The organism is Paenibacillus nasutitermitis (genome assembly GCF_014641075.1).
Lineage (GTDB): Bacteria > Bacillota > Bacilli > Paenibacillales > Paenibacillaceae > Paenibacillus_Z > Paenibacillus_Z nasutitermitis.
The window spans coordinates 311,116-324,344 of sequence record NZ_BMHP01000001.1; the positions used below are offsets into that span (position 1 = coordinate 311,116).

Here is a 13,229-nt window from a genome sequence, read left to right on the forward strand (position 1 = left end):
TGGGGATACAGCTTGTCCATATTAGCCGCCGTTAGTGACCTTTCTTTCGTACTTGCTTATGGTGGTCTTCCGCCCATTCTTTGGCCTGTGCGGTAGCAATGGAGATGGCGCGGCCTTCTTCGTAACCGTCCTTCAGCAGGGCATTGGCAATTTCGACGGCTTTTTCGCGCACGGGGGCCATAAAGTTTTTCAGGGAGTCGGGATAATCGTCCTTGGTCCAAGGCATAAGCGTTCCTCCTTTATACAGGGATCTTTTATTTATTTAGCCCTTGTATCCAAAAAACAAACAGCGGCATCCGGCAAAATCGATATTCGTCACTCAATCATGTAGAATGGGTAAGGACAGATACGAACGAAAAGAAAGGGTGACGAGAATGGAATTCCGAACTGAAAAGGATTCGATGGGGGAAATTCAGGTCCCCGCCGATCGTCTATGGGGAGCGCAGACAGAGCGCAGCCTGCACAATTTCAAGATCGGTACGGAGAAAATGCCGGTTGAGCTGATACACGCTTTTGCTTATTTAAAGAAAGGAGCCGCGCTCGTAAATAAAGAGCTTGGCAAGCTGGAACCCGAGAAAGCCGCAGCTATAGCCGAAGCCGCCGATGAAATAATCGAAGGCAAGTGGAGCAGAGAATTTCCGCTCGCGGTTTGGCAGACGGGCAGCGGTACGCAATCGAATATGAATGTCAATGAGGTCATTGCGCGCCGGGCCGGTCAGTTGCTCGTGCAGCAGGACCCCGCCAGCCAGTTGAAGATCCATCCCAATGATGACGTGAACCGCTCGCAAAGCTCCAATGATACCTTCCCGACTGCTATGCATCTGGCAGCACTGATAACGGTAGAGGATACTGTCCTGCCTGCCATCGCCCAGCTCAAAGCAACGCTGCAGAGCAAGAGCGAAGCATTCGCCGATGTGATCAAAATCGGCCGCACGCATCTGCAGGATGCCACGCCCCTTACACTGGGGCAGGAAATAAGCGGCTGGGTGCGCATGCTGGAGAAAGGCGAGCGCAATATAAGAACCAGCAGCGAGGAGCTGCGGGAGCTGGCGATTGGCGGAACCGCAGTTGGCACCGGTCTGAATGCGGACCCCCGATTCGGAGAGCTCGCCGCCCAGGAGCTCAGCCGCTTGACCGGGAAAAGCTTCCTGAGCGCGCCGAACAAGTTCCATTCCCTGACGAGTCATGACGAGATCGTATTCGTGCACGGGGCCTTTAAGGCGCTGGCAGCGGATCTGATGAAGATCGCCAACGACGTGCGCTGGCTCGCCAGCGGTCCCCGCTGCGGAATCGGTGAAATCAGCATTCCCGAGAATGAACCGGGAAGCTCGATCATGCCCGGTAAGGTCAACCCTACCCAGGCGGAAGCATTGACTATGGTTGTTTGCCAGGTGATGGGCAATGACGCGGCAATCGGCTTTGCCGCCAGTCAAGGGAATTTTGAGCTGAATGTATTCAAGCCGGTGATTATCCATAACTTTCTGCAATCCGCAAGGCTGCTGGCCGATGCGATGCGTTCCTTTGACGAGCACTGCGCCGTTGGTATTGAAGCGAACCGCGAAGCCATCTCCGGCAATCTGAACAAATCGCTCATGCTCGTTACCGCACTTAACCCCCATATCGGATATGAGAATGCGGCGACCATCGCCAAAACCGCTCATAAACAGGGGCTTACGCTTCGGGAAGCCGCCATTCAGAGCGGGCTGATCAGTGCCGAGAAGTTCGACGAAGTGGTCCGTGCGGAAGATATGATCTGAAATCAGAATTAGGGCAGAACCGGTTCGTGTCGGCTCTGCCCTTATTTTCTTATATCGAGTAAGGGGAAGGGCTGCCGGCCCGCTCGCATCTGCGAAAAACGACAGCATTTTTCGTGGAAAGGAATCCTTATGTCAAGCCGATTTGGACATTTTGGCTTTGCGTTCAAGGAGGTTTTCAAGTATCATGGATAGAAAAGACAAGATATGCAAAAGGAGCTACACACTCGAATGAATGCTAAAATTAAAACCAATCATTGCAAAATCGTCGATTGTACGATACGCGACGGCGGACTCGTTAATAACTGGGATTTCAGCGTTGAATTTGTTCAGGATCTCTACAACAGCTTGAATGAAGCAGGCGTGGAGTATATGGAAGTCGGCTATAAAAATTCACCCAAGCTGCTTAAAGGAGCGGAATCCGCAGGCCCGTGGCGTTTTCTGGATGACGAATTCCTGCGCGAGGTTATTCCTCAAAAGCTGAATACAAAGCTGTCGGCGCTTGTCGATATCGGGCGAGTGGACGAGAATGATATTTTGCCGCGCGAGCAGAGCATGCTGGATCTGATTCGTGTCGCCTGCTACATCCAGGATGTGGAGAAGGCGCTTGAGCTTGTAAAGCTGTTCCACGAACGGGGTTATGAGACTACGATCAATATTATGGCGCTTTCCAATGTAATGGAGAATCAGCTGCTTGAAGCGTTCGAATTGCTTGAAGCAAGCGTGGTCGATGTGGTCTATGTGGTTGATTCCTATGGCAGCCTGGATCCCAATGACTTTCTATATCTGGTTGAGAAATTCCAGAAGCATCTGCCGAGCAAACGCCTTGGCGTGCATACGCATAACAACATGCAGCTGGCTTTTGCCAACACGCTTATTTCTGCCGAGAAGGGCGTCGAGCTTCTTGATGCATCCGTCTACGGAATGGGACGCGCGGCGGGCAACTGCCCGACTGAACTGCTGGTCGCCCATCTGAAGAATACCCGGTACAATGTGAGACCGGTCCTGGATATGATCGAGAAGCATATGATTCCCCTGCGCGAGAAGGAAGAGTGGGGTTATATCATTCCTTACATGATTACCGGCATGCTGGACGAGCATCCCCGTTCAGCGATGGCGCTGCGGAATTCGGCAGACAAGGACAAAGGCGTGGACTTCTACGACAAGCTGACCACACCGGAGATTCTTCACAGTAATTAGATTTTATCCTTGCGTCCAGGCAAGAACATGATGAAGTAGAGGGCTGTCCTGTCCAGCGGAGCTTAAGTGGAGGCTCTGGTGAGGCGGGGCAGCCTTTTTTGTGCAAAGAGCGATCCAATACTTTTGACTGAAAGAGGGGGCCGCGGCATGTCTTTCGCTAAAATAACCAACCGAAAAATATACGAGCAGATCGCCGATCAATTGAAGCAGTTTATTTTGGAAGGCGGTTGGAGAAGCGGCGAGAAGCTTCCTTCCACCAAAGAGCTGTCCGAGCAGTTCCAGGTGGGGCGCTCCACCATGCGCGAAGCACTGAGCGCGCTGCGGGCGATGGGACTAATAGATATCCGTCAGGGGGAAGGCTGTTTCGTGCGGTCCGTGGAATCGGCTGAAATCCAGATGCCGGTATTCGAGTCGCTGCTGCTGAGCAAAGAAGCGATCTTTGAGTTGTTGGAGTCGCGAATCGCACTGGAGGCGGCGAATGCATCAATCGCTTCAACCCGCCGGACAGAGGAGGATCTGGCAGCTTTTCGTCAGCTTCTGCATTCGATGCAGGAGCATTTGGGGGATGAAGCATCGGGGGAGGCCGCTGATATTGAATTCCACCGGCTGCTTGCCGCAGCTACCCATAACTCCATCATGGTGAGACTGCTTGATACGATATCCTCCCAGATGGAAGCAGCGATACGCGAAGCCCGGCGCATTCAGATTTATGGGAGCAAACAAGTTTCCGTCCAGCTGTGGGAAGAACATGAAGCCATCTTCAAGGCGGTGGAGGAACGCGATCCGGCGGGGGCGGAGAAGGCGATGCGGACTCATTTGACCCATGTCGAACGGGTGCTCCGCAATTATTTGGGCAAAACAGAGGCTCATGACAGTGGCGATATGTAACATTTTATTTGCCATGGGCCAAGCAATTTGCCCTTTATTTTTATCCACATGTCTGATAAGCTGATAATATCGAAATAAAACGTATTCATCGAGAGGGGACTCGAAAAGAAATGAAAGTATCCTTATTTATAACCTGTCTGGCCGATACGCTGTATCCGGAGGTCGGGGAAAGTGTCGTACGCGTGCTCAGCGATTACGGCTGCGAGGTAGATTTTCCCGAAGCGCAGCTGTGCTGTGGACAGCCGGCTTTCAACAGCGGCTATCAGGATGAAGCCCGGGAAGTGGCCCGCGGCCTGATCCGAGCCTTCGAGCATAGTGATTATGTGGTATCGCCGTCAGGCTCATGCACGGGAATGGTCCATCATTATTATCCTTATTTATTTGAGAATGAGCCAGAGTGGAAAGCAAAAGCGGCTGCGCTGGTGGAGAAAACCTATGAATTCTCGCAGTTTCTCGTGGGTGTGCTTGGCGTAACCGATGTGGGGGCTTCGTTCCCGCATTCTGTCACCTATCACCCGTCCTGTCACGCGATGCGCCTGCTCGGCGTAACCGAGGAGCCGCTTCAGCTGATTGACGCCGTCAAGGATATCGCCTTCACCGAACTTCCACGCAAGCAGGACTGCTGCGGGTTTGGCGGTACTTTTGCTGTGAAGATGGCTGACATGTCGGAAGCGATGGTGTGTGACAAAGCGGCCTGCGTATGCGAGACCGGCGCAGAGGTGCTGGTGGGCACGGATATGGGCTGTTTGATGAACATTGGGGGCCGGCTGAATAAGGAAGGCAAACCAGTGCGGGTTATGCATCTGGCACAGCTGCTTGACGAAGGGAGACGGACATAATATGAGTGGAACTACGGATCAATTCGTGGAGGACCGGGAGAAGCCGCAGTCGCCTACAACAGGGGGCAAGCCGCAGCATGCGCCGGTTCATTCGCCAATCGGCTCGGAGCTGAAGAAACGGACCAGAGAAGCGCTCAAGGATGATTTTTTGCGCAAAGCTGTAGCGTTTACAACCGATAAGCTGCGCAATGGACGTCTGGGCGCTGCCGATGTATTAGGGGACTGGGAGGCTTGGCGGGAACGCGGACGGGCTATTCGCGAGCATACGATCTCCCATCTTGATTATTATCTGAGCCAGTTCTCCGACAATGTCGTAAAGAATGGCGGCAATGTATACTTCTGCAAGACCGGCGATGATGCCGTCAGCACCTTCATGGATATTGCCAAGAGCCATAAAGCGAAGCTTGTCGCCAAAGGAAAGTCAATGGTTTCAGAGGAAATGCATCTGAATCACGCTCTTGAGGCAGAAGGCATAGATGCGATTGAGACGGATCTGGGCGAATATATTTTGCAGCTGGCGAGGGAAACCCCTTCCCATCTGATTATTCCCGCGATTCATAAGAACAAGCAGCAGATTGCCAATCTGTTTGAAGAGGATTCCGGGCGGCCTTTCGAGCCGGAAACCAAGATTTTGGCCCAGTATGCCAAAAATAAGCTGCGCAATTATTTCCTTGAAGCGGATATTGGGCTTACCGGCTGCAACTTCGGCGTAGCGGAGACCGGCTCGATTTCTCTGGTTTCCAATGAGGGGAACGGGCGGATGGTCACAACGATCCCGAAGGTTCATGTCGTGGTTATGGGGATGGAGCGTCTGGTTCCGAACTTCGAGGATCTTGAAGTGGTGCTCAATCTGCTTGCACGAAGCGCGACGGGGCAGAAGCTGACGGCGTATACGTCAATTCTTACGGGCAAGAAAGGACCGCAGGACCTTGATGGCCCGGAGGAACTGCATGTCATAATTCTGGATAACGGCCGCTCCGGACAACTGGGCGATCCCATCTTCCAGGATGTGCTGAACTGCATCCGCTGCGCGGCTTGTCTGAACGTGTGCCCAGTCTACCGCAACGTCGGCGGACATACGTACGGCTCGGTCTACAGCGGACCGATCGGTGCGGTGCTGACGCCGCTCCTCCAGCAGGACATGAAGGAAGCGGGCACCTTGGCCTATGCCTCCAGTCTGTGCGGGGCCTGCTATGAAGCTTGTCCAGTCAAGATTCCGCTGCATGATATGCTGGTTCATTTGCGCCACCGCAAGGTGAAGATGAAGCTGACCGGGCTGCCGGAGCGGGTTGCATTCAAAGCCTATGAAACGATGTTCGGCAATGTTACGCTCTTCAAGCTTGCTACCAAAGCGGGCTATTATTTGCAGAAACCGCTTGTCCGCAATGGCTTCATCAAGAGCGGACCGCCGCCGCTGTCTGGCTGGACCCAATCCCGCTTTATGCCGATGCTGCCGAAGCAGAAATTCCGCGACAAATGGGCTGCCCTTCAGGAAGAGCTTGCCGCCAAGGCCAAAGCCGATTCGATCGTCGGCAAAGCGCCGGTGAAGGCGGATGCCGTCGGTGCCCAGGCGCGGGCGGATGCCATACAGCAAAAAAACCGTAAAGGAGGCGGTGGCGATGGCGCCAACTAATGGTATAATGCATGGTAAAGAAGAATTTATGAAGCGGATTGCCAATAACCTCGGACGCAAAAGTCCGCTGACGGCGCCGCCGGCGAAGCCGATCCGCGGCGTGCCGGATCATTACCGTGCCGTCGAGCTGAATGCGGATGAGCGTCTTGATGCTTTTATCGCCAACTGGACGGCGCTCAGCGGCAAGGTTCTGATCGTGGACGAAGACGATGCGCCTCATACCATCGGGCAATATTTGCTTCAGGTCTGTCAGGACCATAACATTACCCGCACCGTGCGATGGAACCATGAAGGCTTGAATACGCTTGGCCTTGATGAGACGATGCGCGGCGCCGGCATAGAATCCTTGATCTGGCGCGAGGGTGGCGAAGCGGATGTTGAGCCTCGCCCTCTGCCGACCGGACCGGACGGCAACTGGTCCAAGCGCAGCAGATTGCTGCAAGCGGCAGAGCAGAGCCGCCTTGGGATTGTTTGGCCGGACAGCGTGATCGCCAATACCGGCACGCTTGCCCTGTTCAGCGAAGGCGGTAAAGGCCGATCCGTCAGTCTGCTGACGGAGGTGCTGTTCGCCATATTCCGCGCGGACCAGATTGTGACCCGAATGGGCGATGCGTTCCAGCTTTTCCGCTCGCTTCATCCCGAGGTGGCGACGATGCCTTCTTCCCTGAACCTGATTACGGGTCCGAGCCGAAGCGCCGATATTGAGAACGATTTGACCATCGGCATCCATGGGCCAGGAAGCGTGTATGCCATTATCATTCAATAAAGGAGCGATTCATTTATGTCCAATCATGAGCCATTGAACCGGATAACCGATCGAATTCAGTCGCGGGAGCAGCTGCAGGAGCTTTCTCCTAAGGGCGTATGGGACTCTTCGTTGACTGCTGCGATCAACAGCCTGAGCTTCAATACGCCTACGGCCGATGCGGCTGTGGACAAGGCGATGATTGCGCTGAAGGCCGGCCTTCATTTGTGCAATGACAGTTTGGACGAATCGCATGCCTACTCACAGGAAATAGAAGATGACAGCACCGGTGGTTACTGGCATGGACTCATGCACCGGATGGAAGGCGATTATTCGAACGCCAACTATTGGTTCAGCCGTGCCGGAGCCCATTTGTCGCAGGCGAGTATTCAGTCTAGAGTCAGCGATTATTTGCGCAGCGACGTTGATCTGGAAGAACTTCCGAGCGGAGCAGTACGCGAAGCGCTGCTTGCGATCAGGGACGGGCAGATATGGCTGCCCCAGATCCTTACCGGAGCGATTGCGGCCCAGGAAAGCGGGCAGGAGAAGGAAGAAACGCGGCCGGTGCTGCAGATGATTCAGCAAATTGAGCTTGCGGAGCTGCTGGCCTTTACCATAACGGCGGCAACCAAAGAAGAACAAATGATCTAATAAATAAAGAAAAGCCTTAGCTATAGTCCTTTATTACTGGACCTTGCAGCTAAGGCTTTTCTTCGCGTTGGCGTTCAGTCGGTATGAACGCTTGGCGGATTGAGTTGATTTGAGCTTGATAACGGTGCGGCGGTCCGATCCCGTTTGTTGAACGGCCACCAGTTGGCTTCCCCGACCAGATTGGCCAGAGCCGGTACAACCAGGCCCATAAAAACGGTAGAATAAAGCACCAGTCCGATGACGATGCCCGCTCCGATCTGCAGCAGTGTATTTACGCCGGACAGCATGAGCGCGGCGAAGGTTCCGCCCATAATAACTGCAGCGGATATAATAACCCCGCCGGTCGTAGACATCGCCCGGGTCATGGCATACGCGATTCCGCGAGGCCGGTATTCTTCCTTGAACCGGGCCATCAGGAAGATGCTGTAGTCGACCCCGAGCGCCACGATAATCAGGAAGATGAAGAAGGAGGCGCTCCAGGACAAGCCTGTTTCTCCGAGCAGCCGCACGAAGATGAATTCGACGATCCCCATGGTCACAAAATAGTTGAAGCCCAATGACAGCAGCACATAAAGCGGCGCAAGGAAAGAACGGAGCAGAATCATTAGCACAATGAAAATTCCGATCAGCACAAATGTGCCTGTGCGCGTAAAGTCATTTTGCGAAATCGCCTTGAGCTCCTCAATTTGTGCGGTTGTGCCGCTGAGGCGGATTTGTGGTTCGGATATGGGGCTTTTGGCCAAGCTTTGGTTCAGCGCATTGCGCAAGTTATCGACGGTTCCCATGGCTTCCGCGGAATAGGGATTAACCGAGAGAATCACATCGAATTTGGTTGTTTTCCCGTCTTCCGACATGTAATAATCGAGCGCCTGTTGAAGCTCGGGACGATCCAGCGCTTCCTGGGGCAGGTTCCAGCCGGGGATTTGACTATTGCCGATCATCGTCTGGGCGTCCTTTACCTGTGCCAGACCCAATGAGATATCTGCAAGTCCCTTAGCCCCGTCATTCAGACCGCCTGTCAGCGTGTCTAAACCGCCTTTAAGCTTGGCTGTTCCATCAGCCGCCTGCTTTTGCCCAGCCGCAAGCTGTTCCAGTCCGCCTGCAGCTTCCGCGACTCCGGGATTAAGCTTCTTGAAGCCCTGCTGGAGAGCGGCGGTGCCTTTAGTCAAATCCTTCAAGCCGCCGCTTAGTCCCTGCTGTTTGCCGAGAAGCGCCTGGATGTTGGCATCCTCTACAAGCTCGGGATGTGCTTGAAGCAGCTTTTGCAAATCAGCACTCATGGATTCCGCCAGTATTGCGCTTTGCGATAAACCCCCGGCCACTTGATCGGTACCTTTGGCAGTATCCTTCAAACCATTGTAGATTTGGTCAAGCCCTGTCTTGGCTTTGGTCGTCTGCGAGGCCATGGTGCGCAGCCCGTTGGTCAGCTTGTCGATATCATCTTGGCCGCTCTCGATCGAGCCGCTTGCGCTTGTCAGTCCAGCGGCAATCTTATCGACTCCGTTCTTCATCTCGCCTAGCGCATCCGATGCCTGATCAAGCTGGTTGGGCACGGCCAGGTCGGCCAACTGCTCACCGAGCGGCCGGATAGCGCTTCTGACCTCCTGGACTCCCGCAAGCCTAGACAAGCTTTCACTAGCGGCCTCCAGCGCGGCAAGCGCTTCTGGCGTTCGCATGGACGTTGAAGAGCCCAGAGCGATGGAGACCGGGAATACTTCACCAGAACCGAACGCCTGCTCAACCTGGCGGAAACCCTGCACGGAACTGTGGCCGGAGTCGATTTCGGCAATATCGTCAAAAGAGCGTTTGCCCTCAAACAGCAGGGTAACCGGAGCGAGCAGAATAACCGTGACGAGCAGCACCGCTACCGGCCTGCGTGCGGCCAGGGAAGCCATTGCGGTCCACAACTTGGATTCGCCATGTCCCTGTCCGCTTATCACCTTCGATGGCCAGAACGTGGCACCACCGAATATCATCAGCAATGCAGGTGTGAGCGTCAGACCCGCGAGCAAGGTGACCGCAACCCCGATCGATACGCCGACGGCAGACTGGTACAAGCCGAATTGGGCAAAACCAATCAGAAAGAAAGCGACAAATACGGTGCTGGCGGAATAAGCTACCGTCTTGCCGACGGTTCGCATGGTGCGTATCATCGCTTCCACCTTATCCCCGTCGTGGCTGAGTTCCTCGCGGAACCGCTGAATGAGGAGAATGCAATAATCCGTTCCCGCACCGAACAAGACGGCTATGAGGAAGGATTCCGTGAAGGAGGAGACAGGCATTCCGTAATCGGTTGCCAGCGCCACCAGCCCCCTGGTAATCACGAGTGATATCCCGATGGTCATGAGGGGGATGAACGGTGCGACCGGTGAGCGGAAAACGATCAAAAGAATGATAAGAACCAGTCCTACCGTAAGCAGCTCTGTTTTCTTCAAGCCTTCCTCCGAGCTCTTCTGAAAGTCTTTGGAGATAGGCGCGCTGCCTGTCAATGAAACCTGGCTTCCGGCGGGAGCCCCCTGTACCTTCTCGCTAAGCTTATCGACGGCTTCCTGCGTGATGATATCATTCTCCGGCCATTCAAAGCCCACAAGCAGCATTTCGGTGGTGCCGTCACCGCTGCGGAATTTGCTGGCGAGCTCCGGGGTATCGTACGCGGATTGTACCGATTGAAAGCCTTCCTTGCCACTGAGGGCTGTCAGCTCCGAGGCTTTGTTGCGAAGCCAGTCCTGATCTTCTTTAGTCAGACCCGAGGCTCTTGAATAAACCACAATAGCGCTTGATTTTGTGATGGATGCGGGGTTGATCTGCTCCATCATTTTTTTCGCTACGGACGATTCAGCGTCGGAGGAGATAAATTTCTGTTCCGTATTGCGGACAATGGCTTGCAGGTCCGGCAAACCGAACATGGCGGCCACCGTGATGGCCAGCCAGGCGATCAATACGATCCACTTGGCGCGGGCCAAACCGCGGACAAAGCGTTCTGTCATTTGATTGTTCCTCCCTTTTTTTGTTCCAGGCAATTATTGTTCCCAACCCCAATTTCAATCCCCACAGAACTAGTTATAAATTAAAATCCGAAAAAAATCAATATTTTTGTACTAGCGGTCATTTATTTTTTTTTCATAAAATCATTGAATTTATTGAGTTTATTGATATGATTCGTTTGGTTTTATGGATTTGTTTTGGTTTTAATGTACTATCAGTCATAAATATGTACGTCACGAGTCCAAGTATGATACACTAGGTTTTGTATAATGTCCGCAAAGAACTGCAAAGCGAGGAGATCTGCTTATATGGATCGCGAAATGAAGAAGGAACAGACAAGGCTGCGGATTAAAGATGCGGCGTATGCCTTATTTTCCGAGCTCGGTTATGAAGCTACGACCGTTGAACAGGTAGCGAAGCTTGCGGGCGTGGCCAAAGGCACTTTTTTTAACTATTTTTCCTCCAAGGATGATCTTATACATGAGCTTCAGGGGATATTCGTCATGACGGAGGTCGCAAAGCTGAAGGATAAGCCGGGGCCGCTTATTCCCCGCCTGCGGATGGTTATTTTCCAAATGGTTCAGCAGTTCCCGCATAATAAATCGTTAATCAGGGCTTTGTTCCAGGCTGAGCTTGGGGGAGGGCGCGCGCTTGAGATGCATAATTGCATCGTCGAGGATCTGCTTGAGGGCATTGTTCCGATTATCGTGCTTGGCCAGGAGAGCGGCGAGCTGCGCAAGGATATGCCTGCGATTATGATCGGGCAGCTGGCGCTTCAGACTTATTTTGGAGCGCTGTTCATGTGGTCGATGGACTCGGGCGATGAGCCGATAGACGAGCAGATGGCATTAACCTTTGACCTTTTTTTCAAAGGAATTGCCAATTAAAATAGGATTGAGGCAGGCACATCATGGAAATACCCCGCCGGTCGGAGCCCGGCGGGGCGTTTTTGCTTATTTTTATTCGAAGCAAGTGGGAATAACGTCAAGCGGTACTTTTTCAAACAATGGACTGACCGACTCGCTGCGATGAATCCTGCCGATCGCTTCGCCGAACAGCGGCGCGACCGAAACCAGCCTGATTTTGCTGGAATGAACCAGATTCGGATTATCGACGGAGTCTGTTCCAATCACAAACTCGATCGGACTTTCCTCGAGCTTGCGGACCGCCGCTTCGGTGAAGGCGAGATGGGACAGGCAAGCAACAATACGTGTAGCTCCTTTAATTTTCAGCCATTTGGCCAGTTCAATCAAAGTGCCTCCCGATAAAGAGAAATCATCCACGATCAGGGCGGTCTTTCCCTGGACATCCCCGATGATTTCCATCATTTCCGCTTCTTCCTTGTGATTATGCCGGGTCTTGTCCCCAAGCGCGATGGAAGCATTCAGGTTATTTGCGAACTTTCGGGCCTGCTTGGCAAAGCCCGCATCAGGAGAGACCACAACCAAATCGGTGAGTTTCATCTGCTTGACTGCTTCGCACAGGACGGGCAAGGCAAATAAATGATCCACCGGTTTTTTGAAAAAGCCTTGAATCTGATGGCTGTGCAGATCCATGGCCACTACCCGGTCAGCTCCGGCAAGCTCAATGGATTCCGCACAAACTCTGGCTCGAATCGATACACGGGGCTCGTCTTTCTTGTCCCCTTTGGCATAACTGAAGTAAGGCATGATGACCGTTACGGAATTGGCGCTTGCCCGTTTGAAGGCATCGACCCAGAACAGGATTTCCACAAACTCGTCATTGGGCTTAACACCAATGGATTGCACCAAATATACATCTTTATCGCGAACCGTCTCCCCTATTCTGACAAAGGTGTTTCCGTCGGAGAAGGTTAAAGCTTCGGAATAGCCAAGCTCAACGCCCATATAGCGGCACATTTTGCGGGCAAAGGTTTGTCCCGAGCTGCCGGCAAAGATTTTGATTTCATTGTGAGTCATAAGGATCCTCCGGATTTTTATAATAGGTGCAAAAGGGAAAACAAGAAAATAACAGCGTTGAAACAGTCTGCCGGTTAACCCAGGCCTTCCAGTTTACCGTCGCCGCGAATGGCGGCTGCATGATGCTTCGTGTTGGGATGAAGATAGCCTGTGGCAGTGAAGGAGCTGCCTTCCACAGAAGTGCCCTTCAGCTCCACGCGGATATCCTCACTTTGTTCAAAATCCCGCAGAAGCGAAGACTGTGTCATCCCGTCAAGATCAATATACCACAGCCTGAAGCCGCCCTCGGTGACAATCACAAGCTGAGCGGAGGCAAATGCAAGCCTGGTTGCTATATGTTTATGTGTGATGGTCAGTTCCGACAGCATATAAGTGTTCATGATGCTCCTCCTTCAAGCAATTACGGCAAACACGCAGAAGAATCATTTGGCACGCAAAGCGTCCTTTTTCGTTTCTTCCGAGAAGAAATGTTCAGGCACGTAGAGCTGCCTTTATCGTTTCTTCTGAGAAGAAACGACCAGGCACACAAGTCTGCCTTTATCGTTTCTTCTATATACTACAGGATAAATGTCGAAAAAACACGTTTGTTTTCAT

General features: G+C 52.9%; 12 protein-coding genes. 8 read left to right on the forward strand and 4 right to left on the reverse strand.

Features of this window, described 5'->3' with window-relative positions:
• Positions 1 to 31 precede the first annotated feature (31 nt).
• Complete coding sequence (locus IEY46_RS01355) at positions 32 to 226, reverse strand: DUF2188 domain-containing protein (RefSeq protein ID WP_188988404.1); 195 nt, start codon at positions 224 to 226, stop codon at positions 32 to 34.
• A 148-nt stretch (positions 227 to 374) separates the two neighbouring features.
• On the opposite strand from IEY46_RS01355, the gene fumC reads away from it, so the two are divergent.
• From fumC to IEY46_RS01390, 7 genes are all read left to right on the forward strand, one after another.
• Positions 375 to 1,757: a class II fumarate hydratase gene (gene fumC / locus IEY46_RS01360; RefSeq protein WP_188988406.1), complete on the forward strand. Its 1,383-nt coding sequence runs from the start codon at positions 375 to 377 to the stop codon at positions 1,755 to 1,757.
• Positions 1,758 to 1,985: 228 nt separating this feature from the next.
• On the forward strand, positions 1,986 to 2,954 hold the full coding sequence (locus IEY46_RS01365) for an aldolase catalytic domain-containing protein (RefSeq protein WP_188988408.1): 969 nt from the start codon (positions 1,986 to 1,988) through the stop codon (positions 2,952 to 2,954).
• Between the two features lie 147 nt (positions 2,955 to 3,101).
• On the forward strand, positions 3,102 to 3,842 hold the full coding sequence (locus IEY46_RS01370) for a FadR/GntR family transcriptional regulator (RefSeq protein WP_188988410.1): 741 nt from the start codon (positions 3,102 to 3,104) through the stop codon (positions 3,840 to 3,842).
• Positions 3,843 to 3,952: 110 nt separating this feature from the next.
• Positions 3,953 to 4,681 (forward strand): (Fe-S)-binding protein, encoded by a 729-nt coding sequence (locus IEY46_RS01375; protein WP_188988412.1) that lies wholly within the window; start codon positions 3,953 to 3,955, stop codon positions 4,679 to 4,681.
• Between the two features lies 1 nt (position 4,682).
• Positions 4,683 to 6,314, forward strand: a complete 1,632-nt coding sequence (locus IEY46_RS01380; RefSeq protein ID WP_188988414.1) for a LutB/LldF family L-lactate oxidation iron-sulfur protein — start codon at positions 4,683 to 4,685, stop codon at positions 6,312 to 6,314.
• On the forward strand, positions 6,301 to 7,080 hold the full coding sequence (locus tag IEY46_RS01385) for a LutC/YkgG family protein (protein WP_188988416.1): 780 nt from the start codon (positions 6,301 to 6,303) through the stop codon (positions 7,078 to 7,080). The genes IEY46_RS01380 and IEY46_RS01385 overlap by 14 nt, the downstream gene beginning before the upstream one ends.
• 15 nt (positions 7,081 to 7,095) lie before the next feature.
• Entirely contained in the window at positions 7,096 to 7,710 is a 615-nt protein-coding gene (locus tag IEY46_RS01390; RefSeq protein ID WP_188988418.1) for a hypothetical protein, read from the forward strand.
• A gap of 74 nt (positions 7,711 to 7,784) precedes the next feature.
• Here the strand turns inward: IEY46_RS01390 and IEY46_RS01395 are convergent, their stop codons facing one another.
• On the reverse strand, positions 7,785 to 10,697 hold the full coding sequence (locus IEY46_RS01395) for an MMPL family transporter (RefSeq protein WP_188988419.1): 2,913 nt from the start codon (positions 10,695 to 10,697) through the stop codon (positions 7,785 to 7,787).
• Positions 10,698 to 11,003: 306 nt separating this feature from the next.
• On the opposite strand from IEY46_RS01395, the gene IEY46_RS01400 reads away from it, so the two are divergent.
• Positions 11,004 to 11,582 (forward strand): TetR/AcrR family transcriptional regulator, encoded by a 579-nt coding sequence (locus IEY46_RS01400; RefSeq protein ID WP_188988421.1) that lies wholly within the window; start codon positions 11,004 to 11,006, stop codon positions 11,580 to 11,582.
• Positions 11,583 to 11,654: 72 nt separating this feature from the next.
• Here IEY46_RS01400 and IEY46_RS01405 read toward each other — a convergent pair whose 3' ends face one another.
• Entirely contained in the window at positions 11,655 to 12,635 is a 981-nt protein-coding gene (locus IEY46_RS01405) for a ribose-phosphate diphosphokinase (protein ID WP_188988423.1), read from the reverse strand.
• 74 nt (positions 12,636 to 12,709) lie between these two features.
• Entirely contained in the window at positions 12,710 to 13,015 is a 306-nt protein-coding gene (locus tag IEY46_RS01410) for a hypothetical protein (protein ID WP_188988425.1), read from the reverse strand.
• Positions 13,016 to 13,229 lie beyond the last annotated feature (214 nt).

What these genes read in the sequence shown, in the direction of transcription:
- IEY46_RS01355 (WP_188988404.1), bottom strand. Translation starts at nt 226, where the DNA reads ATGCCTTGGACCAAGGACGATTATCCCGACTCCCTGAAAAACTTTATG.
- fumC (WP_188988406.1), top strand. Translation starts at nt 375, where the DNA reads ATGGAATTCCGAACTGAAAAGGATTCGATGGGGGAAATTCAGGTCCCC.
- IEY46_RS01365 (WP_188988408.1), top strand. Translation starts at nt 1,986, where the DNA reads ATGAATGCTAAAATTAAAACCAATCATTGCAAAATCGTCGATTGTACG.
- IEY46_RS01370 (WP_188988410.1), top strand. Translation starts at nt 3,102, where the DNA reads ATGTCTTTCGCTAAAATAACCAACCGAAAAATATACGAGCAGATCGCC.
- IEY46_RS01375 (WP_188988412.1), top strand. Translation starts at nt 3,953, where the DNA reads ATGAAAGTATCCTTATTTATAACCTGTCTGGCCGATACGCTGTATCCG.
- IEY46_RS01380 (WP_188988414.1), top strand. Translation starts at nt 4,683, where the DNA reads ATGAGTGGAACTACGGATCAATTCGTGGAGGACCGGGAGAAGCCGCAG.
- IEY46_RS01385 (WP_188988416.1), top strand. Translation starts at nt 6,301, where the DNA reads ATGGCGCCAACTAATGGTATAATGCATGGTAAAGAAGAATTTATGAAG.
- IEY46_RS01390 (WP_188988418.1), top strand. Translation starts at nt 7,096, where the DNA reads ATGTCCAATCATGAGCCATTGAACCGGATAACCGATCGAATTCAGTCG.
- IEY46_RS01395 (WP_188988419.1), bottom strand. Translation starts at nt 10,697, where the DNA reads ATGACAGAACGCTTTGTCCGCGGTTTGGCCCGCGCCAAGTGGATCGTA.
- IEY46_RS01400 (WP_188988421.1), top strand. Translation starts at nt 11,004, where the DNA reads ATGGATCGCGAAATGAAGAAGGAACAGACAAGGCTGCGGATTAAAGAT.
- IEY46_RS01405 (WP_188988423.1), bottom strand. Translation starts at nt 12,635, where the DNA reads ATGACTCACAATGAAATCAAAATCTTTGCCGGCAGCTCGGGACAAACC.
- IEY46_RS01410 (WP_188988425.1), bottom strand. Translation starts at nt 13,015, where the DNA reads ATGAACACTTATATGCTGTCGGAACTGACCATCACACATAAACATATA.